At 32.9% G+C, this 24,469-nt stretch carries 24 protein-coding genes, 2 pseudogenes and 1 other annotated feature; of the genes and pseudogenes, 6 read left to right on the top strand and 20 right to left on the bottom strand.

Annotated features, from left to right (window positions below):
* Nucleotides 1-224: 224 nt before the first annotated feature.
* From QUF93_RS29030 to QUF93_RS12850, 6 genes and pseudogenes are all read right to left on the bottom strand, one after another.
* A pseudogene (locus QUF93_RS29030) lies at nt 225-311 on the bottom strand (phosphatase PAP2 family protein); the annotation flags it as partial.
* A gap of 9 nt (nt 312-320) precedes the next feature.
* Nucleotides 321-1,430 (bottom strand): alpha/beta hydrolase, encoded by a 1,110-nt coding sequence (locus QUF93_RS12870; RefSeq protein ID WP_289359023.1) that lies wholly within the window; start codon nt 1,428-1,430, stop codon nt 321-323.
* A 112-nt stretch (nt 1,431-1,542) separates the two neighbouring features.
* Nucleotides 1,543-2,424, bottom strand: a complete 882-nt coding sequence (locus QUF93_RS12865) for an AraC family transcriptional regulator (RefSeq protein ID WP_289359022.1) — start codon at nt 2,422-2,424, stop codon at nt 1,543-1,545.
* 170 nt (nt 2,425-2,594) lie between these two features.
* Nucleotides 2,595-3,182, bottom strand: coding sequence for a YpjP family protein (locus QUF93_RS12860; RefSeq protein WP_002031682.1), 588 nt, complete (start codon nt 3,180-3,182; stop codon nt 2,595-2,597).
* A gap of 283 nt (nt 3,183-3,465) precedes the next feature.
* On the bottom strand, nt 3,466-4,665 hold the full coding sequence (locus QUF93_RS12855) for an ABC transporter permease (protein ID WP_289359021.1): 1,200 nt from the start codon (nt 4,663-4,665) through the stop codon (nt 3,466-3,468).
* Nucleotides 4,658-5,368, bottom strand: a complete 711-nt coding sequence (locus QUF93_RS12850) for an ABC transporter ATP-binding protein (protein WP_289359020.1) — start codon at nt 5,366-5,368, stop codon at nt 4,658-4,660. Before QUF93_RS12850 ends, QUF93_RS12855 begins: the two co-directional genes overlap by 8 nt.
* A gap of 132 nt (nt 5,369-5,500) precedes the next feature.
* Here QUF93_RS12850 and QUF93_RS12845 point away from each other — a divergent pair.
* Together QUF93_RS12845 and QUF93_RS12840 are read left to right on the top strand one after the other, a co-directional pair.
* Nucleotides 5,501-5,901 (top strand): annotated as a pseudogene (locus QUF93_RS12845) (GNAT family N-acetyltransferase).
* 47 nt (nt 5,902-5,948) lie between these two features.
* Nucleotides 5,949-6,476, top strand: coding sequence for an HAD-IIIA family hydrolase (locus tag QUF93_RS12840; RefSeq protein ID WP_289359019.1), 528 nt, complete (start codon nt 5,949-5,951; stop codon nt 6,474-6,476).
* Between the two features lie 54 nt (nt 6,477-6,530).
* Here the strand turns inward: QUF93_RS12840 and QUF93_RS12835 are convergent, their stop codons facing one another.
* The 6 genes from QUF93_RS12835 to QUF93_RS12810 all read right to left on the bottom strand — a co-directional run bounded on the left by QUF93_RS12835 (nt 6,531) and on the right by QUF93_RS12810 (nt 12,037).
* Nucleotides 6,531-6,971, bottom strand: coding sequence for a GNAT family N-acetyltransferase (locus QUF93_RS12835; RefSeq protein WP_088058557.1), 441 nt, complete (start codon nt 6,969-6,971; stop codon nt 6,531-6,533).
* Nucleotides 6,968-7,441 (bottom strand): SAM-dependent methyltransferase, encoded by a 474-nt coding sequence (locus tag QUF93_RS12830; RefSeq protein WP_289359018.1) that lies wholly within the window; start codon nt 7,439-7,441, stop codon nt 6,968-6,970. Before QUF93_RS12830 ends, QUF93_RS12835 begins: the two co-directional genes overlap by 4 nt.
* An 88-nt stretch (nt 7,442-7,529) precedes the next feature.
* Complete coding sequence (locus tag QUF93_RS12825; protein ID WP_289359017.1) at nt 7,530-8,228, bottom strand: aspartate/glutamate racemase family protein; 699 nt, start codon at nt 8,226-8,228, stop codon at nt 7,530-7,532.
* A 196-nt stretch (nt 8,229-8,424) separates the two neighbouring features.
* Complete coding sequence (locus QUF93_RS12820; protein ID WP_002118938.1) at nt 8,425-9,627, bottom strand: iron-containing alcohol dehydrogenase; 1,203 nt, start codon at nt 9,625-9,627, stop codon at nt 8,425-8,427.
* An 87-nt stretch (nt 9,628-9,714) separates the two neighbouring features.
* The gene (locus tag QUF93_RS12815; RefSeq protein WP_289359016.1) at nt 9,715-11,154 is read right to left on the bottom strand and encodes a GntP family permease; all 1,440 of its coding nucleotides are present in this window, start codon (nt 11,152-11,154) and stop codon (nt 9,715-9,717) included.
* A gap of 217 nt (nt 11,155-11,371) precedes the next feature.
* Nucleotides 11,372-12,037, bottom strand: coding sequence for an HAD family hydrolase (locus tag QUF93_RS12810; RefSeq protein ID WP_128279888.1), 666 nt, complete (start codon nt 12,035-12,037; stop codon nt 11,372-11,374).
* A gap of 190 nt (nt 12,038-12,227) precedes the next feature.
* On the opposite strand from QUF93_RS12810, the gene QUF93_RS12805 reads away from it, so the two are divergent.
* Both QUF93_RS12805 and QUF93_RS12800 read left to right on the top strand, forming a co-directional pair.
* Nucleotides 12,228-13,025 (top strand): lipid II flippase Amj family protein, encoded by a 798-nt coding sequence (locus QUF93_RS12805; protein WP_289359015.1) that lies wholly within the window; start codon nt 12,228-12,230, stop codon nt 13,023-13,025.
* Between the two features lie 33 nt (nt 13,026-13,058).
* Entirely contained in the window at nt 13,059-13,634 is a 576-nt protein-coding gene (locus tag QUF93_RS12800) for a nucleotidyltransferase family protein (protein ID WP_289359014.1), read from the top strand.
* A gap of 34 nt (nt 13,635-13,668) precedes the next feature.
* On the opposite strand, the gene QUF93_RS12795 is transcribed toward QUF93_RS12800, so the two are convergent.
* Nucleotides 13,669-14,583: an alpha/beta fold hydrolase gene (locus tag QUF93_RS12795; RefSeq protein ID WP_289359013.1), complete on the bottom strand. Its 915-nt coding sequence runs from the start codon at nt 14,581-14,583 to the stop codon at nt 13,669-13,671.
* A 36-nt stretch (nt 14,584-14,619) separates the two neighbouring features.
* Nucleotides 14,620-15,960 (bottom strand): sodium-dependent transporter, encoded by a 1,341-nt coding sequence (locus QUF93_RS12790; protein ID WP_289375340.1) that lies wholly within the window; start codon nt 15,958-15,960, stop codon nt 14,620-14,622.
* 117 nt (nt 15,961-16,077) lie between these two features.
* Nucleotides 16,078-16,326: a binding site (T-box leader), on the bottom strand.
* A 153-nt stretch (nt 16,327-16,479) separates the two neighbouring features.
* Here QUF93_RS12790 and QUF93_RS12785 point away from each other — a divergent pair.
* Both QUF93_RS12785 and QUF93_RS12780 read left to right on the top strand, forming a co-directional pair.
* Nucleotides 16,480-17,406, top strand: coding sequence for an ABC transporter permease subunit (locus tag QUF93_RS12785; RefSeq protein ID WP_289359011.1), 927 nt, complete (start codon nt 16,480-16,482; stop codon nt 17,404-17,406).
* Nucleotides 17,399-18,376 carry an ABC transporter permease subunit gene (locus QUF93_RS12780; protein WP_002118915.1) on the top strand — a complete coding sequence of 326 codons (978 nt, stop codon included), beginning with the start codon at nt 17,399-17,401 and terminating at the stop codon, nt 18,374-18,376. The genes QUF93_RS12785 and QUF93_RS12780 overlap by 8 nt, the downstream gene beginning before the upstream one ends.
* Before the next feature lie 360 nt (nt 18,377-18,736).
* Here QUF93_RS12780 and QUF93_RS12775 read toward each other — a convergent pair whose 3' ends face one another.
* From QUF93_RS12775 to QUF93_RS12750, 6 genes are all read right to left on the bottom strand, one after another.
* Nucleotides 18,737-18,925: a hypothetical protein gene (locus QUF93_RS12775; RefSeq protein ID WP_000516413.1), complete on the bottom strand. Its 189-nt coding sequence runs from the start codon at nt 18,923-18,925 to the stop codon at nt 18,737-18,739.
* Between the two features lie 40 nt (nt 18,926-18,965).
* Nucleotides 18,966-19,214 (bottom strand): DUF4176 domain-containing protein, encoded by a 249-nt coding sequence (locus tag QUF93_RS12770; RefSeq protein WP_000771628.1) that lies wholly within the window; start codon nt 19,212-19,214, stop codon nt 18,966-18,968.
* A gap of 27 nt (nt 19,215-19,241) precedes the next feature.
* Nucleotides 19,242-19,433: a hypothetical protein gene (locus QUF93_RS12765; RefSeq protein ID WP_002202176.1), complete on the bottom strand. Its 192-nt coding sequence runs from the start codon at nt 19,431-19,433 to the stop codon at nt 19,242-19,244.
* A gap of 17 nt (nt 19,434-19,450) precedes the next feature.
* Nucleotides 19,451-20,320 carry a WXG100 family type VII secretion target gene (locus QUF93_RS12760; RefSeq protein ID WP_289359010.1) on the bottom strand — a complete coding sequence of 290 codons (870 nt, stop codon included), beginning with the start codon at nt 20,318-20,320 and terminating at the stop codon, nt 19,451-19,453.
* Nucleotides 20,321-21,254: 934 nt separating this feature from the next.
* Nucleotides 21,255-21,998 (bottom strand): DUF975 family protein, encoded by a 744-nt coding sequence (locus tag QUF93_RS12755; protein ID WP_289359009.1) that lies wholly within the window; start codon nt 21,996-21,998, stop codon nt 21,255-21,257.
* A 128-nt stretch (nt 21,999-22,126) separates the two neighbouring features.
* Nucleotides 22,127-24,463, bottom strand: a complete 2,337-nt coding sequence (locus QUF93_RS12750; RefSeq protein ID WP_289375339.1) for a hypothetical protein — start codon at nt 24,461-24,463, stop codon at nt 22,127-22,129.
* Nucleotides 24,464-24,469: the final 6 nt, after the last annotated feature.

The raw sequence follows: 24,469 nt of genomic DNA, 5'->3' as shown, positions 1-24,469 counted from the left end.
GGGAAGATTGAGCTTCCCTCTATTATTTTAGAATTAGAAATCCACCCTGTAACCTATACTCCTATTATTGAATTTAACAAATGAAATGAGGATAACCTAAATGCTAATTTATTTATCAAAATAGCTTAATGAACAAGCCATGCATTAATTATTATATATTCCCTCAAAGAACAAAACTTCCTTATCACCGATTCAATGAATGCGGAAGAACATCATTATTATTGACTATGTGATATTTGTAAGTCTGTAAATGCAAAGATACATAGTAAAATAGGGACAATCGCAATTAATATCACTTTTTTATTTTTCATCATTTCCCCCTACTTTCCACTATGTTTTAATATAAAATTCCCCATCTCAATTGCTAAGTCTTCACTTTGAGGATAGACACCTACGTTATCTCCATAAGCGTGCCCTAAACCACGATAAAGAACTGTTTCAGTATCAACTCCTTTTTTAGTCAATTTAGCTGCATATGCTAAACATTCTATCATTAAAAAATCATGCTCTCCTACCGTAATAAATGTACTTGGATAGTCTGGGGATACATCAACATATGGACTTAAATACTTAGAATTAATTTCTTTCGTACCAAGTACTTCTGACATACCTCCAACCATTGAATGCATAATATTAAGCATTTTTTCTAATCCTTTTTTATACTTAGGAGCAATTTCATATTTATCTATACTCCAAGAATAAAATTCATCTTCATAGTCACACATGTTAATTGTGGGATACAGAAGCAACTGTCCCTTCACGTACTTCCTACCAGCTTCCATATCTTTAGTTGTACAATACTGTGTTAAGTTCCCTCCTGCACTATCACCTGCCACAAAGATATTATTCTTATCCCCGCCTAATGTGCCAGCGTTCTCATAAATCCACTTTAAAGTAGTGTAACAATCTGTATGCCCAGTTGGAAAAGGATTTTCTGGAGCTAATCGATAATCCACTGAAACAGCTAGTATATCTGTTTTTTCCACTATCAATTTCACAAGTTCTTCTACTACATCTGGTGAACCTGCCAAAAATCCACCACCATGAATAAAGTATAAAACTGGCGCATTCTCTTGTTTAGAAACACTGTTATAAATTCTTATCGGAATATCATATCCATCTTCCGCTTTCACTGTTTTATGCGTAATATTTATGTCTTTAGTGACAATTGGAATACTTTTAATTCCATTAAATTGTTTTCGCATATTCTTTACCGACTTTTCAGAAGCATCCATTTTCATCATATTTTTAGGCATAAACCTCATTATATTCATTTGAACCTTCGTATCCTTATAAAGGCGTGGATCCATCGCTCCTTTTTCATCGCAATCCGGTATGTTTTTTACTAAGACTTTTGCCCCCTGTACGTTGATAGTTTCTTGTTTTTCTTGAATTTTTTCTAATAAGTCTAAGTCATATTTTCTAGTCATCTAATAGTTCTCCCCTCTAAATTCAAGCGCTTTCATTATTCGGGATTATATAACTTCCCATTTACTAAATAAAAATACGTCCCATGTACAAAATGTACCATGGAACGTGTTTTTATTGTTGTTCATATTTGATTCGATTATTGTCATTTTTTGATGTGATATTTTTTCTGTACTGTAATGGTGTATATCCATATTTTACCTTAAATTGTGAAATAAATGATTTTACATTTGGAAACCCGTGTTTTACTGCTATATCTTGTATAGAATTTGTACTTTTAATAATATCTTCATAAGCTTTATAGAGCCTGTATCTCGTTAAAAAAGTGGTGAAATTTGATCCGAACGATTTTTTGAACATACGTGAAAAATGTTCTTCACTTACAAAAAAATGTTTAGCTACATCTTTCAATTTAAGTTCTTCATCGTAATGTTTATAAATATATGTAATCATTTCTTTCTGTTTATTTCCAAGTTGATAATTATTGTCTATATTCTCTCCATCTTTGCAATATCGCAATAGAATATAAACAATTTCATAAATTAAACTATTAATTTTTATGTAACTGAAATCATCAGAATTTGTGACTAACTCCTTTAATTCATAAAATATTTGCTGGAGATTAGTTTTCTGAACAACTGATTCCTTTATAGTGAATCTATATTTATCAAAATCTTCATTTACCTCTTTAAGAAATTCGTAAGAAATAATTAACATCATTACTGCACAACTTGTATTTTCAACTTTTTCGAATTCATGAACATCGCCACTATTTACAAAAATAAATTCGCCAGCGGATACTTTCTTTTTTTGCCCATTCACATACAAGAAAACTTCTCCATATACGACTAGGCTAATTTCAATACTTCTATGCCAGTGAGGAGGAATATAGTAGTGAAAACCAGTAGGCAACATTGTATCCTCTATATATTCAACCATTCCTGGAATTCTATCGCGTAATTTTATTTCTTCATATTTGCCTTTCCTGATTTTCAATAATTCACCCCCTTTTTATATTATAAAGTAGACGTCAAAGTCAAAAACAATGTATTTTTGCATTCCCATACTCCCTTTGCTTTTTTTCCTAAACCTATGTCATTCAACAACATAAATGTCTTACCCTTTCATAAACATAAAAAAAGAACAAGACTTTCTCTTGTTCTTCATTAAGACAACCATTTCGGTGGTACATTCGTATTCCAATAAATATTTCCTAACTCATGGTGTCCTGAGTATCCATCATCAAAACGATGATAGTGGAAATTAAAATAATATCCATCTTGCGGTGGATGATCTCTCCTCACATGAAATCGCAGTAAGTCATTTCCTGATTTCGTGTCATAAACATGAAAAATCTTTTCATTATTTCCGCCAGCTGGTCTTTGGGAGATTGCTAATGATTGTAACGATTCTTCTGGCACATCATTGGCAAGTTCCGCGATTGCCTCTTCAATTTTAGGTAATACAACATCTTTAAATTCATCTTCAATTACAGGCCCAATTTTAGAGCCGAATTTTTGCATAGATTGCTTCTCTGCTTCTTGCATCGCATAGTTAACAAAAGTATCGGTGGTTAACCTATCATTTGTTTCTTCATATGTATAGGACGTACTCTCCAAATTTTGTTGCCCAGCTGTGCTCGTAGGCTTGTCCGCAGCTTTGGCATTATCAAGTAATATGGAAGGAGGCGTCACTAAACCAAACGTAAATACAGTAATTAATGCGACTAAGGTTTTTCTAAACCAATTTGGCATTTATGTTCCCTCCCCTTTCACTCATTATATTTTTATATAACGGTTGTTTCTTCTATTATACAAAATGATTGTAATTTTTGCACTTTACAAATTTGTTAACGTTCACATATTTTTCACTTGAATATGAAATTGTAAGATTTCATACACTATATATACAACATCAATGAGGAGGCGATCAGATGACTTTAGATGTCATATACTCCGCCGCAAGCATACTCGTTTTAGTATATTTTATTTATCAGTGTGTTACAGACTAGAAAAAGAGCCATTTCCGGCTCTTTTTCTATGGTAAAAATACAATCCAACCAATGAATACTATAAAAATAACCCCAATAATTATTGCTGGCAATATATAAAACTGAGAAAGGATGACTGTCCCGTATATGAATACGGCTGGGAGGAGCAAATAACGATCCGCCTTCCATCTTAATAATAGTAATTTTCCTTCGTCACAATATAAATGAAGAAACATTTTCTTCGTGAATTCATTCCAATAATCACGTGCATAATGAGAAATAGCAACTAAAGCAAACACAAGAATAATAGCTGTTATCCACTGCGGAGTCATGATAATACTTACAGTACTAATTAAAACAATTTGCACATAAAACGTTAAAGCGCTACTTGTACGCAAAAATTCTTTCAAAAAAGATTCTACAATACGCGAATCAGATTTTTTTCCTAATATATTTTTAGAACGAGGGAACATCCACGGTTTTTTATTTGAACTACTCGGCTTCGCAGCATGACCACCAACTTGCATAATACCTACAGTCCAGCGCATACTTTCTTCTTTTTCTTTCTCAACTTCTTTAAAAAAATAATTTTTATAATTCATCTTTTCTTTTACTAAGACTATAGTAAATAAAGCTGCTAGACCGATAAATAATATGGAATACAATGGATTTTTATAAATGAAAAATGTACTTATTCCAAAGAAGGTTAATCCGAAAGAAAATAGGACATTTTTTATAATCCATAAAACCCATCGTTTCCCCACACGTACATTTATGAATCTCGTCAACAACGATAGCATAAATCGAAATACAGTAAATAATACCCAAAATAATACAATTTGTACCGTTGTCGCTCCAATACTTTTCATCAACACCGGCAACATAACAACCACTACCATTACATTCGTTATCGCTATTCGAATACATGTATATATCATGCCATACTGGATTAATTTCCGCATATGAGTCGGATACGAAATTAAAAATAAACTATCCGCTTGTTCAAAAAATGAGCGAACTCCTCTCGAATATGTTACAAGATAAAATACAAATAACCCTAATCCGAAATAAATCGTCTCTTCCATCGATAATTCGTTGATCCATAGAGAACGATAATAGATTCCTATAAATATAAGCGCTGGAATAATAATATATATAGCAACTGTCCAATCTGTTATCGAACGTATGGACTTCCATTTCCGCTCAAGTTCATGGCGCAATCTTTTATCAAACTGTTGTTTAATCATGCTGTTCCCGCCTTACAATTGCATCGAAACAATCTAAAAGTGTGCTTCCTGGCATTTTTGCTAACGATTGTATCGCCTCTAAATGTCCATCTGCTACTAACGTACCTTGCGAAATGAGTAAAAATCTTTCACAAATTCTTTCAGCTGTATCTAGTACGTGCGTACAAAGTAAAATTCCAGCTCCTCGCTCTTTTTCTTTATATAAGTAGTTCAAAAATTCTTTCGTAGCTACTGGATCTAAGCCGATAAAAGGCTCATCAATAATATAGAAATCCGGCTCCGTTAAAAACGCGAGTATAAGCATCGATTTTTGTTTCATACCTTTTGAAAACTTTGATATGTATTCGTGTATATGTTTTTCCATTCGAAACGTATGTAATAATTCCCTTGCTTTGTCCTCCCAATTTCCCACTTCATTTCCACGAGCCGCCATTAATAATTCAATATGCTCCCATAAAGTTAAATAATCATAATAAGTGGGATGCTCCGGTACATATGCATATGGATTGTTCTTTTCACCAAACGAGATTTCACCATCCATATTGACAAGCAAACCGAGTATCGTTTTAATTGTCGTACTTTTTCCTGCGCCATTTGCGCCAATAAGAGCAACTAACTCTCCTTTTTCAATTAAAAATGCAATATCATGAACTGTCTTTTCACCAATTTCATATCCGGCTGAGCGGATATTCACCTCTAGCATACATTTCCCTTCTTTCCATTTACAATACAATCAAGGGAAATGATAACATATTTTCTCTTAATATAGTTCTGAAAGATTTCTTTTTAAAGCAGGAAAAAACATATTTTAACAGAATATTTAATGTTTGATTATATGTCATTTCAAATTCGTGAAGCGACTATAGATGATATAGATTCACTTTGTTCTCTTACAAAAGAATTAAAAGGGTCCTCTATCTCTAATGAAGATATGAACAAGCGTCTACAATTCGTAAAAATGAGTCCTTTTGATTTTTTATATGTATATGAAGAAGAGACTACTATTTTGGGATTACTAGAATTTCGCATACGTGATAATTCAGAAGATGTAACTCGTTATGGAGAGATTTCAATTATTAATGTTGATTCTACAATACGTCGTAAAGGTATTGGACAAGTGTTAATGGCTTACGCAGAACAATTAGCAAAAGAGCATAACTGTATTGGTACTTGGCTTGTTAGTGGAATGCACCAAAAAGAAGCACACCCCTTGGCTATGAAATAAATGGGTATTGATTTGTAAAACATTTTTAAACTACTGGTACAAAGAAAGGACTATAACTATGACAAACATTGAAGCAATATTCATTGATCGTGACGGAACAATTGGTGGTGATACTACAATACATTATCCAGGTTCTTTCACATTATTTCCTTTTACGAAAGGAGCTTTACAAACATTAAAAGCTCAAAATATAAAACTTTTCTCTTTTACGAATCAACCAGGTATCGCGGATGGAAAAGCGACAGTGAATGATTTTGCGGAAGAATTAAAAGAGTTTGGTTTTGATGATATTTACCTTTGTCCTCATAAACATGGTGATGGCTGTGAATGCCGCAAACCGAGCGCAGGTATGCTCCTGCAAGCAGCGGAAAAACATGGGCTTGATTTAACAAAATGTGCTGTAATTGGTGATCGCTGGACTGATATTGTTGCTGGTGCAAAAGTAAATGCAACAACAATATTAGTTCAAACTGGCGCTGGTCATGATGCTTTACATACGTACCGAGATAAATGGGCACATATTGAGCCGAATTACATTGCAGAAAACTTTGAAGACGCTGCAAATTGGATTTTAAATCATCAATAAAAAATTAAATGAGACGTCTTCACTTTGAAAACGTCTCATTTAACTATATATATTTCAAAAAGTTAATTCATAATGGAAATAACGATTATCTCTCAAATATCCATTTTCAGCATATAATCGCTGTGCTGATAAATTATCAATTTCTGTTTGGAGTTTTAAACCTTTTGCACCATTTTCTAATGCGAATGCTTTAGCAGCTTCCAACAACTTTTTCCCTGTTCCTACTCCGCGTTTCTTCGCTTGTACAAATAAGTCATTTAATATCCATAATTCTTTCATCGAAATAGATGAGAATGATGGATATAATTGTGTGAAACCAATATATTCTCCGTCCTCAACGGCCACAAAAATGACTGACTCTTTTCTTTCGATCCGATTACGTAAAAACACTTTTGCTTCTTCTACATTCGACTCTTGTCGGTAAAATACGCGATAGTTATTAAAAACAGATGCTAGTCCATCTAAATCTGCAATTGTTGCTTCATATATTCTCATTTTTCTCCGTTCCCCTTCCAATACTGTTTCATAATATCTGTTGCCCATTCAGGCTGCTTTATTTCTTCTCTCGGTATAAATTCTTTCATAACAGGCTTTATATCTAAAATAGGCGTGCCATCGATTGCGTCTAATCCTTCAACAACAATTGTTTTTCCAGCTCTTCTTATCACTTTAACAATTGTCGCTCCTAGTCGGTTCGGACGATTTTTTCCACGCTGCGCAAAAATCCCTACCTTCGGATAATTACTATTATTTCTAGGGTGTCTAGCAGAATACTGAATTTGTTCATCTGTTACTTTATGAAAATAGAAAATAACTTCAATATGAGAAAACTCTTCGACCCCGTGTATACTTTCCTCTGTAAACGACTCGCTTAAAGTAATAAGTGATCTTACTTCTCCCCACTCATCATCCGCAATTTCCCTTCTTTCATTATGTACAAATGCGATTGGTTGAACTGAAAACATCCGCATTCCCCCTCGAATGTAACCACTTACATTATAAGATATTTTCTGAATGTTTTCCAGATACACGAACTAAGTTTGCATAATATGATTATAATCTACTTTCTAAAGCGAAATTTACTGCTTCAATTGCATGTATATGCGTTGTATCAAATATCGGAACTGATACGTCCTCTTGCTTTATTAATAACCCTATTTCTGTGCAACCTAAAATTATTCCCTGCGCCCCTTCTTGTACTAACTTTTCTATGACCCTTTTATAATACTCTCTTGATTGAGGTGTTATTTCTCCTAAACATAATTCTGTATATATTACTTCATTTATCTTTTCTCTATTTTTTTCTGATGGTACTATTACTTTGATATCATTCTCTACTATACGTGACTTATAGAAATCTTGCTCCATTGTGTATTTTGTTCCAAGTAGTCCCACCGTTTGAATACCTTTTCTTTTAATTTCTTTTGCAGTTGCATCAGCAATATGCAAGACTGGAATATTAATATTTTCCTTTATTTTGTCAACTACCTTGTGCATTGTATTTGTGCAAATGATTATAAAGTCTGCTCCTCCCATCTGCAATGAATATGCCGCATTCCCTAATACTTCTCCTGCTCCATTCCAATCTCCGTTAGACTGGAATCGTTCAATCTCTTCAAAGTCAACGCTATTAATCATACATTTTGCTGAGTGTAATCCTCCTAATCTACTTTTTATTTCTTCATTTAGAATTCGATAATATTCCGAAGTTGATTCCCAACTCATACCACCTATAAGTCCTATCGTTTTCACAATTAAACCCCTCTTCCATATTATTTTACGGACATAATAATAATAAATTATTGTATATTTTTTACAGAATTAAACAAGACTTTATAACAAATACAAAGTCTTGTTTCTACCCCAGCCCAGACCCCAGAATCCCACTTCATTATTGATTTATACTCTATTTCATTTCCAAGGAAATTTTTTATTGAATTTTCAGAAATTATCTATTAGATTTTTCGGAAAGAGATTCATAATGATAATTAAAACATTCTCGATACAACTGTTTGATTTCATCATAAGAAGGTACTCGTGGATTATTTCCTGGGCTACCACTTGCAATAGCATCTTTTGCCATTTTAGAAATAGCATTTTCAAATTCAACTTCATCAATTCCGTATTCTTTTAAATTAGGAATACAAAGATCAAAGCAAAGTTTCTTAATTTCAGCAATTGTATAATTCGCTACTTCTTCATCAGAATAAGAATACAAATCTTTGTTTAAGCTACGTCCTACTTCCGCTAACCTTTTTACTGCACTCATTTTTGTAAACTCTAAAACTGTAGGTAATAGTATTGCATTCGATATTCCGTGTGGTACATGGAATAATGCTCCCACTGGACGGGACATACCATGAACTAATGTAACAGATGCATTTGAAAAAGCAATCCCCGCTTGTAATGAAGCAATCATCATCGCTTCTCTTGCTTCCATATTATCTCCATCTTCATATACAATACGTAAATATTTCATAATGCTTTCAATAGCTGAAAGAGCAAGGACATCTGTAAGGGGTTGTGAAACTTTAGAAATATATGCTTCTATTGCATGGCATAATGCATCTATTCCTGTCGCTGCCGTAATATCGGGTGGTACCGAACATGTTAAAATTGGGTCTATAATTGCTACTTGTGGTATAAAACTAGGATGCTTCATCATCATTTTTACGTCTGTTTTTTTATTCGTAATTACTGCTACACTTGTTACTTCTGACCCAGTACCAGAAGTTGTTGGAATTGCAATAAGTGGTAGTGGATCATTTTCTATTTCGAAATCCCTTTGAACGTAATATTCAATTTCTCCACCATTAGTATATAATACTGCTACTGCTTTCGCAGCATCAATACAACTTCCACCACCAATACCGATAATAAAATCACACTTTCCTTCTTTACAAATAGTTAACGCTTCTAATACGTGTATATTTGTAGGCTCAGCATTCACTTTATTATATGTAATAACAGTAATACCTTTCTTATTTAGCTGTTTTATGCACCTTTCAACATACCCTAATTTCTCCATAATTGTATCAGTAACTATAAAAGCTCTTTTCCCAAATTTCTTTGATTGTTCCCCCAGTTTTTCAAGCGAATTTCTTCCATATAATACAGACTTCGGCATACGAAACTCAGCAACTTCTTGCAAGTATTCCACCCCTTCTTACCTTAATTAATATTTTATTATATGAAATATAGATTTGATAAATCTTTTTAGTTCATCTAGTATCTATTTTTAATAAATTCCTGTTAAAGTATAGAACGCGATGACTGCAAATACAGCGACCGTTTTCAAAATTGTAATAGCAAAAATATCTTTATATGATTGCTTATGTGTTAATCCCGTTACCGTCAATATTGTAATAATTGCACCATTATGTGGTAATGTATCCATTCCACCTGACGCCATTGATACAATGCGGTGCATAACTTCTAACGGAATATCATATTGATTGGCCGCTGCAATAAATTTATCTCCCATCGCACTTAAAACAATTCCCATTCCTCCTGATGCTGACCCTGTAATTCCAGCCAAAATATTCGTTGTTACTGCCCCATTTACTAATGGATTCGTGAAAGTTGCAGAGATGCTATCTCTCATAATTGCAAAGCCTGGAAGTGCTGCAATAACACCACCAAATCCAAACTCCGCGCCTGTATTCATTGTTGCAAGTAGCGCTCCACCAATACTTGTATTCAATCCAGCTTGAAATCCAGTTACTACTCGTTTCCAATATAATAAAAGCGTTGATAAAATCCCAATAATAAGTGCCAATTCTACAGACCAAATTCCAACTACCGCACTTAATTCTACTTTTCCAAATGCTTTCATACCAATAGCTGAGAAATCAAAACCATTTGGATACCACTTTGGTATCATGATTGTGAAAACTTTATTCATTACACCTACTAAAACAAGTGGTACAAACGCAATTACTTGCTGTACTCTTGTAATTTCAATACTGCTTAATATCGGCATATCTTTTTGTTCTAATTGCAAAGATGCTGCCATTTCAGAATTCCCATCGTTAAAACCAAAATACCCTTCTCCTGCTGCTTTTGCCTTCTTACGCCTACTCTCTAAATAAAGTAAACCTAACGTTAGAACAAAGATTGCTCCTAAAATACCAAGTATCGGCGCTGCGTAAATATCAGTTTTAAAAAAAGTTGTAGGTATTACATTTTGAATTTGTGGTGATCCAGGAAGCGCATCCATTGTAAATGTTACTGCTCCAAGAACAATTGTTCCAGGGATTAAACGCTTTGGAATATCCGCTTGACGAAACAACTTAGCCGCAAATGGAAATATAGCAAATACCACTACATACACACTAACGCCGCTATACGTTAAAATAGCCCCCATTAAAACGATCGCTAAAATTGTACGTTTTTCCCCAACTAACTCTACAATCGTCTTTGCGATGGAATCAGCGATTCCTGACATTTCTACTACTTTCCCAAATATTGCTCCAAGTAAAAACACAGGGAAATATAGTTTAATAAATCCTACCATTTTCTCCATGAAAATATTTGAAAAGAAAGGTAATACAAAACTAGGCTCTGTCAAAAATACCGCAAATAATGCAAAAATCGGTGCGAATAATATTACAGAAAATCCTTTATATGCTACAAACATAAGTAAACTAAGTGCTAATAAAATAATAACTAGCTCCAATTATAACCCTCCTTTTAAACTGAAAATTCAATCTTTTAATGACGAACTTCTACAATCATGTCAAACTCTATTCTATCCAGACAAACTTCCTCTATTTATTACAAATTTTTTATGCTAAAAATGTCTAATTATACATATTCGATTACATATGAAAAATCCCTTTAAACAATAACGATTTCATCATCATACGTTATAAAGGGACTGTCAGTCTCTATATTTACTTCTTTATCAAACTATTTTCTAAACAAAAATGATGTAGTTCTTTTACATCCTTTACTATATGAGTCGCACCAACTTCAGTCAATTCTGTTTCACTACCATAGCCATATAAAATACCAATTGAAGCAATTCCATTATGATTCGCACCAATTACATCGTGCTTTCTATCTCCAATCATAACAATTTCCTCTTTATTAAGCTCTTCATTTGTCTGTAAAATATGAGCAATGATTTCTTCTTTTTTTATTCTTGTACCCTCTAAATTACTTCCAATAATATCTTCAAAATAATTCGTTAATTGAAAATGATCTAGTACTTGTTTCGCAAATACAGTAGGCTTTGAAGTTGCTACAAACAAGCGATTCCCGGTATTTTTTAATTGTTGTAAGAGGTTTGGAATACCCTCGTATACATTATTTTCAAACAATCCACGCTGTTTTAAATACTCCCGGAAATAAAAAACAGCTCGTTCCACTTCTCCTTCACTCATATTGTATCTCTCTACGAATGATTGTTGAATAGGAGGACCAATAAATGAGTCTAACTCGTTTGCATGTAATTCTTCAATTCCTACTTTTTTTAACGCGTACAAAACTGAATTTATAATCCCTTCTTTCGGATCAGTTAATGTTCCATCTAAATCAAATAGAAATGTTGTATACATATTTCATTCCCCCACTGATTTTATATGTACTCCATTAAGGCCATTCTCCTACTTACACCTTTACTATAATATCACCATTTAACTTTTCAGAAAATTAATTTTCTAACCCTTATACTTTCAGTTACAAAACCACAAAAGATATGATAAAGTGAAAAAGTTATACTTAATTTAATAGAAACTGGTGAATCAAATGTCAATTACATTAATTTTTATAATGGCTTTCACAATTGTTATCCACGCAGTTGAAACTAGCTCTTATAGTATTCGATTAGCTGGTGTACGTTTAAAAAAGATTGCCGTTGCCTTATCCGTCGTAGGAATGGTACTGCTTATTTCAAGAACATCTAACTTACTACAAGCCTTTTTAATCGGTGGTATTGTCGATGAAGCAAAGCTAGATTCTTCTATTAATTTAGAGCATATTATACGGCTCGTTCTATTATCTGCTTCTGTCGGTACATTGCTCGCGATTATACTTTATCCAACTTTGACAAAGCTATTTGGATATGTCATTCAAAACTTTGAAACAGATGGTTCATTCATTCGAATGATGAAGACGAATAACATTCAAAAATTAAAGTACACAAAAAAATATGTACGCTTCCCAAAATTCGAAATGATTCATCGAATGAGGATCGGTGGTATCCCAAAACGTATTATGCTTATCAACATGTTTGCTACTGCAATTTATACAGCGGGTGTCCTTTCAGCCCTTTACGCTTCCTTTTTAAACCCAGATTACGCAACAAATGCAAGTACAGCTTCTGGCCTTGTTAATGGTTTTGCTACTATTTTATTAACAGTGCTACTCGATCCACGTATTGCTCTTTTAACAGAACGAGCTTTACAATCAGAAAAGGGTGCTGAAGCAATGAGTAAAATGTATGGTTGGCTAATGATTTCTAGACTTTTCGGCACATTACTCGCACAACTTTTATTTGTACCAGGTGCTTACTGGATTTTATGGATTATTGAGCTTATGCATTAATTCACTCTCTAAAAAAAGTAGGTGTAATATTAAATGACTATTAAAACCGAACAAGATATTATCCAATTGATACAAAATGATCCGTGGATGATGAACGTATTACAAATGGCAAAATCACTAGGGCTACCTGATTGGTGGATTTGCGCCGGGTTTGTTCGTTCTAAAATTTGGGATACTTTACATAACTTCGAAGTAAGAACAACTACACCAGACGTTGATGTCATTTATTTTGATTCTTTTCTTAAAGATGAGGCATACGAACAATCATTAGAAAAGAAACTGACAAATATGGATTCTTTTATACCTTGGTCGGTTAAGAATCAAGCTCGTATGCATGTAATGAATAACATGCCACCTTATTCTTCTTCTGTTGATGCTATTTCTAAATTTCCTGAAACAGCAACCGCTTTAGGAGTTACGCTTGACGAGCAAAACAATGTCATATTAACAGCTCCATGCGGAATTGAAGATGTACTTTCATTACAAGTGAAACCTACATCTCATTTTCTTGAAACGAAAGAACGAATACATATGTACAAAAAAAGAGTTATGAAAAAAAATTGGCAAAGCAAATGGCCTAACATTACAATCACTTATCCCAAAATTTAAAAAGGGTGCTTCGAATTATACGAAGCACCTTTTTTTATTTCAAAAAATGAATGACTGTTTCAGCAAATCGATCTGCTACCTCGTAATGGGGTGTATGACCACTTTCTTCGAATATGATATGCTTTCCATTTAGAGAATCTCGATTGAATATTTCAATTTGCTTTTCACACGTTACTACATCATGTTTTCCTACAATTAATAACATTGGATTCTGTACATCTTTTATTTTTGATAATAATGACGTATGACACGCCCCTTCTGACTTCAATCTATCAAAATGGATTTTGGAACGATTTGAAAATACTTCCCACTCTTCGTCACTATATAAACTCTCATCTGTTTCATCTTCTTTATAATTGTAAATCTCCATTCTTTTTTCTTCTAATTCAGCGCTTAATCTTATATAAGCTTCGAGCAACTCTTCTGAACTAGCATGACTAGATGAATAAGCTAGGCACTCTTTTGCCGCTAATTCTTTTCCATACTTTTTTAATAAACTCCCTGTCTTTTGTAATAAAGCTCTACTTGTTAATGCAAAATCGAAAGTCGGCCCTTCAAATACTATTCTTTCTATTGAATTTGGGTATGCCGCCGCATATAATAACGCTAAATATCCACCGAAAGAATGTCCAATCACAGACCATTTCTCAATTTGTAATAATTTTCTTAGTTCCTCACAGTCTTCAACTAAATCTTTTAATCCAAAAGATTCTTCCTCAGTAATTCCTTCTGATCGACAAACTCCTCTTTGGTCTAACATAATTATATATAATGAATCTTTTAATCGTTCAGCTTGATGAAATGAAAAATCATAACAGCTCTCTCCTGGTCCGCCGTGCAAATATAATACTGGTTTATTTTTAGGATTTCCATGTGTTTCAACGTATAGCTTTTTCCCTCTAATGTTCATGTATTTCCCAAATTCAATCAAATTCGTTTTTATTATCATCACCTTCTTTTTTACTGAATATTATAACATTTAATTTTAAATAATCCCTATTACATTTAAAAAGACGATAATTATTGCAAGGGGTGCTATAAATCGAAGTAAAAATGCCCAACAAGTAAATACTTTCTTTCCGTAATTTCCACCTACAAAAAATTCAGCTTCTAACACTTTCTTTTCCATTTTGAATGATACGAAAATACTAATAAATAGTGCTCCAAGTGGCATTAATATATTACTAGATAAAAAGTCTATCGCATCAAAAATATTCTTCCCAAAAATCGTAATATCACTCCATACTCCAAATGATAACGCAGATGGTATACCTACTAGGAAAATGCAGAAACCGATGATCCATGATAGTTTATTTCTTCTTTCTTGCTCGCCATTTGCTAATGCTGAAACGACCGTCTCTAGTAGAGAAAATGCCGATGTTAACGTGGCAAATGTAAATAGCGCAAGAAATACTGTTAAGAACAATCCGCCGAATGGAATTTGACTAAATACTGATGGTAGTACGATAAATAGTAGTCCAGGTCCTTCTGTCGGCTCCATGCCTAGTGAAAATACTGCTGGAAATATAGCAAGACCTGCGAATAAAGAAACAAATAAATTCAATCCAACAATTGTAACTGCTGATTTTGGTAAACTTTCTTTTTTATTTAAATACGAACTATACGTAACCATAATCGAAATTCCGATACTAATCGCAAAGAATGATTGGCCCATTGCGAACAAAATACTTTCTGAAGTAATCTTTGAGAAATCTGGTTGTAAGAAAAACTTCACACCTTTCATCGCATCATCAAGTGTTAATGAGCGAATAATAAGAGCGACAAATAATACGAACAATGCCGGTAACATATATTTACTTGCCTTTTCAATCCCATTTTGTACACCTTTTGATACAACCCATATCGTAATGAACATAAAAACGAAATGTCCAGTAATAGCCCAAACAGGATTTCCAATTGTTTCAGTAAATAATGCACCGTAATTTTGTCCTGGAGTAATAAGTTGTCCAGTTACTCCTCTGAATAAATAAATTAATACCCATCCACCTACAACACTATAAAACGAAAGTAATATAAAACAAGTTCCAACACCAAGACGTCCAATCCAGTGCCATCCTGTATTTGGCGCTATACTTTTAAATGCTCCAACTGCTTGTTTCTGTGTACTGCGTCCAATCATAAATTCAGCTATTAGTAGCGGTAGTCCAATTAATACAGTAAATAATATAAAGATTAAAAAGAATGCTCCTCCCCCGCTCTTTCCAGCGATATAAGGAAAATTCCATATTGCGCCTAGTCCAATTGCTGATCCTGCCGCAGCCATTATAAAACCTAATTTTGAAGTCCATTGCTCCGTCTGTTTCATCTTATTTTCCTCCTAATTAAATCTTTTTATATAAATAATCAAATTTTATAAACCAGTCCAAATAAACCCTCCATTTCTTTTTCTATAAAATAAAAAATGGCCTAGCATCTCTTTAAATAAAGAGACGCTAAGCCATTTACTTAACGCGGTACCACCCTTATTGATTCCATTATGAATCCACCTTAGTAGTAATCGTTTGATTACAAACCTAATATCGAAGGTTAACCGTTAAGATTTACTAAGAATGTAATTCCGTTCCACCTTACTGCTCCTAGGCGAGTTCAGGATGTCATTTGACTATGTCGCACCAACCCATAGCTCTCTGTACAAATACATGACCTTACTACTCCTATTCAACGCATTTTAATATTTAGAATATATTTTCTTTTTAAATTAATATGAAGTATATCGGTTATATTTATAACTGTCAAGGTATAGATTAAGTTTTTTGTCGAAAAGGATTTTCATATAGATTTATAGAAAATATTTACAATGAAAATAAAAGGAGATTCAAACGTTATGTCACTATTTAAGAACGGTTGTTTTTTTGTTATCCGCTCATTTCTCATCATTCTTGGCATTATTGCAATTTGTTCCTTGCCACAATTGTTTTTTGGTACACCTCTAAATTCAGCAAAGTCGCTAGCAATTCCACCTACACCAACTTTACAATTTAATTTTAGTAACTATTTAGATTCGATATCAAATGTTATTTCTTCTTTGTTTCATCCTACAAGTATTACTTATAGAATTAGCAATGCTGGCACTCAGTCGCCAGACCGTGATCTTTTTCCATATTTACTAGAATCATATACGCATACATTAACTGTTATGATTTGTGCCTTCCTTATCGCCGTACTTCTTTCTACTATTTTTACTATACTTACATTTTACTTTCCTAAACGTATTCAATCTCTTATTCTTAAAACTTTACACGTACTAGAATCATTGCCAGACTTATTTTTTGTCGTCTGCGTACAGTTATTTGTCATTTGGATTTATAAAAATACAAATATACTCGTTACGGTTCCTTTTTCTACTATGCAAGAAAAAACATATTTGTTACCGATATTAACACTGAGTATTTTACCGATTATTTACTTATACAAAATTTGCTTGTTAAATTATAACGATGAACTGCAAAAAGATTATATAAACGTTGCGGTCGCAAAAGGATTAAAACCATTTTACATTTTATATAAACACGTGCTTATCAATGCCTTACTCTCCATCTTTTATAATGCAAAATCTATTTTTTTATTTATGATTTCCAATATGATCGTACTGGAGTATTTATTTAATTCCTACGGCTTATTTAAATTTTTAATTATGCATCAAACACCTGAAATTATTACGGTAAGTATATTAATTTTAACAATTCCATTCTATCTCTCCTTTGAACTATTAAAACGCATTTTACCAGGAAGAAGGGATTTACATGCTTAAAAAGGTAGTTTTTAATATACGCTTTTTAATCGGTCTTTTTATTTTAGTAGCTATTATTATTTCAAGTTTTATTACGAAAGAGAAAGTAGACGCAGGAAAAATCAAACCTGTTCCTGCTTATCAATATATCAACGATAAAATAACTAGTACTGCCCCAGCACCGCCCTCTTTTTCTCACCCTCTCGGTGTTGATAAAGAAGGAAATGATGTTTTAGTTTGGACTCTATATGATGCAAAAACACCAATTTTTTATGCTGTAATTATTAGCTTTTTCCGTATCGTCTTTTCACTTATACTCGGTGTTCTTCATGCATACTTTTATCGATATGTACGATTTTTAGATATTTTATTTGAAACATTCCAATACGTCCCCACTACCTTATTAGCAATTTTTTTATTATCACCAGTATTGTTTGTATCCCCAGAGGATAAACACCTTTGGCTTACTTATACGCTTTCGGTTTTAATTTTTATTAGTGTACCTAATTTAGTACAACTTTTCAGCAATGAAATTCGTTTATTACTACAAAATGAATTTGTGACAAGTTCTAAAACATTAGGTGGTGGGTTTTTTCACATTTGTAAGATTCATTTAAAACCCTTTCTTACACCAAAGATTTTCATTTGGATTAATCAACAAATGCTACAAACTTTAGTTTTATTACTGCATTTAGCACTGTTTCAAGCCATTTCATTTAACATTGCTGGTACACTTGTTTTACTTGGCCACAATCATCAGTTTTTAAATGTTTTACCTTGGATAGCATTCGGCCCCGTTTTATTTTTCACTATCGTTATATTAGCTGTGTATATGATGTTATCTGGAATGCAAACCGCACTAGACAAAGATGTAAATTATATAGATAACTCGCTTTTATTAAGTGTTTTAGCTAAAGAAAAAAACGAAAAAAGAAATCCCCTGTATCCTTTAAAAAGAAAGTTTATTAAAAAAATTCGCAACATACTATAAAAACCCCATTGTTCACAAAGATCAAAATGGTGATTTTCTTATTTATGATTTTTTCTATTTAGTATTACTACAAAAGCAAAAACACTTGTTGCCTTTCATAGACAATCAGCTGGCTCAGGAGTAGTCCTCTTTTTTGTTTCTATAAACTAACAAAGGACTGATAAGAAAATGCTACTTAAGTCTGCTATGAAAGAATTTAAGGTTTTGTAACCTCTACCCTCGAATATCCTAATTTAATAATATTCTACTTGTTATTTTTGTACAAAAATAAAGCAAGGATTTCTCCCTGCTTCTGTTAGTTTCTTTTATTGAGAAGATTAACCACCAATATTCTTATCTGCCATTCTATACAATTTATATCTATTTTGCCCTCTTCTTTTTTCGATTTCTAAATATAACCTCTAACACTACTACTGCGATGAATCCTACAGTTAGTTGTAAACCTGTAAACAAAAGTTTAACATTTAGAGGAATATCAGGTGCACTCCACAGCAACGCTGGAGGAATAAGGATACCAATGATTACAATGATTCTCATTATCTTCCCCATTTTGTTTCTCCTATCATATCTTTAAGATTTACGTTTCTTTTTACAATTCTACTAATTTCTCACGTAGAACCAATTCACTCTCAGTCATATACCCTCTATGCATTTCCTCTACAATTTTATCATGATTAAAACACAATACTTTTTCATCACCTAGATAGCCTACTGGGTAAGGAACACCCACATAATCAAAATCACGTTTATCTGCTGATACAATCATTCTTCCAATTATCATAATGACAGGTTCTACACCTTCTAGTTTCACTACTGTTCCGATTGGTAAAAGTTTCATTTATTTATCCCCCTCTTATGTTATACATTATTTATTTTTAAATTTACTATACATCCGTTCGTAAAGTTTATTAGTACCAAGTGCACATGCTCCTAAAATAAGAACACCTATAATAAAGCCAATCTTTTTAGGTAATTCATAAGAAGACGTAATAGCAACTACAAGTAATATAACAATTGCAACATATGTAATATATTTTCCAGCCTTAATTGATTGCATATTAATATGCTCCTCTCTTAATCCTCAAACTTAATGGTAGCACCTAATCCATAACCATCTCCAACATATAATCCCGTTTCTTTTCCTAATTTAAAGTCATAACCAAGTGTCCCCAAACCCAATTCACCTTTTACGACTACATCTTTATCACCTATAAAAGGAATAAATTCTGGGATATGAAAAAGGTCCATCTCTACTTCATATTTATTAGTAGTAACTTCCGCTGCATTTTTTAGTGTATATTCATCCACACCATACGCAAAGTTTCCTTCACCAAACTTTTGAGTAATTTTAATATCCTTCATCTCAAAACCCATAGGGGTAAGTATAGGAACTTTTGTATTATATTCGTTCTCTAAAACTGACCCCTCTATCTTTGCACCAATAATATTCCCTGCAAATAAATCATCTTTAGCAGCATCCAAGGAATAAGGAATATTTACATCTACTTTCCCAGATAAGGCTTTCATTGTCAATTCCCCATTTGTCCCTACACTATTCTTTGCTTCTACCACTGCTCCCTCTAGCGTTTTACCAAATCGGTCTCCTTCTTTATATTCTGATTTTCCTTGTAAATACTCCACATCATTTTGAGATTTTTCCTTTGCTAACATATAATTCATTTGGTCTGCTTCGCGGAATTTCTTAGCAGAATGTTTGAGTTCTTCTGAAATTTTATCCAATAGATTATTAACTTCAAAAATCTTTGGTTTAGCTTCATTAAACATTTGATAAAAATCTTGACTTGTTGCACCTGTCCACTGAGACGCTATGTATTCTGTTTGATTATAAAGATCTTTGTGCATATTGTCTAAAGTTTGTCTTATATCTTGTACCAACTTAGCAGACTGCTCCAAACGCTCTGGAGTAATTTTTATTAAATCCATAAGCCTTTCCCCTTTTAAATTTTTATATAGAATATTTCACCACAAAAATTTAATTAGGTAGAAGAATATTTTTTATACTCTTAAAGCTCGAAGACTCTGTCTCCTCAAGGTAAGCAATTTTAATCAATACTAATAAATGTACAAATAGATGACACCGAGATAAAAACATTCTCCTAGTCTTCTTTTTTGGGGATAAAGCTAAAAGAGGTAGCCTACTAGGCTACCCAAGGTTATTAATGATACATATTGCCATACTTCTTAACCATTTCCTTGTACTTGTTCTCTTCCTTTAGTGCTTCCCTTAACATCCACACTAAAAAACAGTACCGCCACCAACGAACTCGGACTCCATAGCCTTTTCGTATTTTTCACTATAGAGATTACCTAACATCTTAATAGTTTGTCATCTGTATAGTGATATTAAGGTTAGATACTCTTCTCTGAGAGGAAGGACTGAGGAGTCTATCTCATGTTTATCCATTCCCCACATCTTATTAGATACCTTATATAGAATGGCTACTAGAAATGATGTGTATGAAAAAGAAAGTATAGACTGCCTTGATGAACTTTTACAAACTTTAATAAGCTTTTTAATTACTTCTGTTTCTCACAGATAGCTATACTAGGCTTTCTTTTACTTAAAAAATTGCTTATATTTTGATTTTAGATCGGAAACTAACTGCTTTTCTATCGAAAATAAACATAAAAAAGTTCTACTCAATATTAGTAGAACTTTTTTCACTTTATGGCGGAGATGAATACACAATAGGTTCGATTTCTAAAAGTGAAAATTTAGAATTAAAATACTAAACTTTTGGACACCTAATGGTAAGAGTTTTTTTTATGAAAAAATCCCCACACAATGTGCAGGGATTCGTAACTGATATAATTGGGTTAGTACCACATCGCCATCAACCTAAAGAATCATCATTTCCTAGATAACTGTTACTTCTTTTGTATTATTAGTTCTATCCACTAGATTTAAGTAGAAATGCGATACTGTAGTAGTATAATATGGAGAAATCCAAAGGTATGGGAGATTTAGTGTAAATATTCCCACCAATGAACCTAAAATAAACCAACCAATGAAACTTAACCAAGTGATAAATAAATCTAACTTATGTCCTTTCATCATCACTTTACTTTTTTTAATTGCTTCACTTGCTGTACATTTTGGATCCTCTAACATAATGTAGTAAGCCATAGAATAAGAGAAAAATTTAATAATACCTGGAACAATGAACAAAAGACTCCATAAGCTAATAAATATTGTTTGTAAGATACCTAGTTTCATAGCTCTAAATATATTATTTGAATTGAAACCAGCAAATAAATCACCAATTGTGGTAGATTCATTTTTCGCTAAACCTAATGTGATTGTATAATAGCCGTAACTCATAACACTTTGTACAACAATATAAAGAATAAAAATAATAGCCCATATAATAATTTGAGATAAAATAACTCCAAAATTAATTTGAGGTTCGCCATATGAATAATATACAAGGTTCTCAGGTCCTAAAACGTCTATGAACAAACCAAAAATTAGAAATACTACTATACCAATGAAATACATACTTGCTGCGGGAATGAGGTAATTAATAAACGTTGAACCTACCCCTAATCCCCATCGGCCTTTCAATGAGGATAATGCTTCCCTTTTTAAATTGCTAATCATCTTTTTTCCACCTTTCAAATTCTTTATTATGCAAAGTGTGACTTTAATGAATAATTAATGAGTTTAGTAGAATTCAAATTTCTACTAAACTCATTAATATTTACTCCTTATGCGAAATTTAAATCTAGTTATTTTTGAACGTTCATTGCTTTAATTTTTTCTACATTCTCTTTTGCTTGTTTAGTTATTTCTCCATTAATAGCATTTGCATATTTTTCACGAGTTAAAAATTCAAAACATTTATATGCATTATTTGTATCATTTGAAGACATATATCCTGCACCTTTATTAAACATTTTTACTGCTACCGTATTCATCCATTCTTTTGCATCTTCTTCTGGATATCCTAGTTCCATAGAATGATAAGTTAATTCAACTGCTGAAGCTAAATCTTCAATCGTATCTTTATCCCCGCTTACATTTGCAGCTTCAAATGTACTCAAATACTCAATTTTCGCTTTTATCCCATCTTTAATTCCTAATTCTTCAATTCCTGGTGTTTTATATAAAATTTGATAGTTGTTTAATGCAGCCTTATATTGAGTTTTTTCTAACTGTTTTACTTCTTCGATTACAAGACTAGCAACATTAGAAAACCCTGTTTTTTCAACAACACCACGAGAGGCTGCTTGACCATAATAATGTAAAGCGTTATAAAGGCTCGTTTGCTCTTTTTTATTTACTTCATCACTCGCTAATTGAATAAGTTGAATTCCCTCCATTTTTTTTGATGCACTATCAATCATACTCATACCGCTAATTTGTCCAATCGTTTTATCAATATCTTTTAACTGTGCAAGTAATGTGTATGATGGTAATACGGTTTTACCTACTTCACTTTGCCATCCTGTCGTTCCATTCATTTCATTCCATTCATTTTCTGTATTTACCCATAATTTACTCGCATAATTAACCATTTCTTCTCTTGAACGTTCCAATGGGTGCTTTGTACGAATTGCATTTGCAATATTTAATACCGCTGTATAGTATTCTCCTTTATTTGCAGCCTCGTTTGCTTTTCTTTCAAACATAAGCGGCATTAATAACTTATTAGATTCATCTTGAACGGATTTTTCTACCCTTGCCGTATTTGCTAATAAATTCGCTTTATTTATAGCATCTTCCACTGTAAAATTAGGATCTTTTATTTGTCCACGAAGTCCCTCTACAGCCGCACTAAATTTCTGTTCTATTGTATTTTTTTGTTGACCTGTTGCCTTATCAATCCACTGATTTGCTAATAGTAAAGCATTTTCATAATGTGGATTCTCTGGGTTTAAATATTCATCAATTTGATCAATTGCTTGTTCAACCGGATCAGATTTCACTTGTGCTTTTTGATTACTTGAATCTATATTACTTGTTTTATCGTTATTTGTTGTGTTATTTTTGGCACCTTCAGTCTTTGGGTCTTTTAGGTTTTTCTCACTTGATGAACTTGTTGCCTCATTTTCACTTACATTTTTTCCTATAACTACATTTCTTTCATTACTGTTAGTATCTTCTTTTACTGGGTTTGCTTTTTCTTTTGTCTCAGTTGTAGACAGCACTACTGATGTTTGGATATTAAGGTTCTTTAATTCTTCTTGTAATAGTTTGTTGAAAATATCTTCTACATGTTGATTCGCTTTTTCTACTAATGTAGGATCTACACTTTCAAATACAGACGTGACTAAATAAAATTTACTTAATGCTTGTTCTAAAAATACTACATCCCCTGTATTTAACCACGTTGTTTTTTCTTCTGTTGCTGTTTGATACACTTTTTCTGCTACTGATTTAATATAATCTTTCTTATTTTCATTTAAATACTTTTGTAACTCATCTTGTGTAGTAACCGATTCATTTAGCACATTGATTTGATTACGTAAATAGAATAACGCTCTCTCATTTGAATATTCACCACTTGAGAGTATTTGTGCTAAATTATCTAATGCTAACTTATGTTCAGCTATCGATTTCGATTGTGATGGTGTATTCAATTGACTAACAAGCGTCCATTCATTCCTTTTGTTAAGACCGTTAGTTAGATTGTTTAATACATATTCTTCCGGTTCTTTTTGATTGGGATAAAAATCACTAAAGAAAACAGATGAGTAGTATTGTCCATTCCCAGCATACCACTCAACTAAAATATCACCCGTTTTTGGTGATACTGTAATTGTGGGTTGTGTTGGTTTTGGTGGCTTTGGATCTACCACCGGCGGCTTAGGGTCTACCACTGGTGGCTTTGGATCTATCACTGGTGGCTTTGGATCCACTGGTGTATTTGGATCTACTGGTGGCTTTGGATCTACTGGTGACTTTGGATCCACTGGTGTATTTGGATCTACTGATGGCTTAGGACCCACTGGCGTATTCGAATCTACTGACGGCTTAGCATTCGGATCTACTTGTAACTTAGGATCCACTGGTGTATTCGAATCCGCTGGTGACTTGGGACTATCCACCACAGGTCCAACCATATTAGT

This window comes from Bacillus hominis (assembly GCF_030348325.1).
In the GTDB taxonomy this organism is placed as follows: domain Bacteria; phylum Bacillota; class Bacilli; order Bacillales; family Bacillaceae_G; genus Bacillus_A; species Bacillus_A hominis.
Note: the sequence above shows the minus strand (reverse complement) of the source record. Positions and strands in the feature narration are given on the sequence as shown.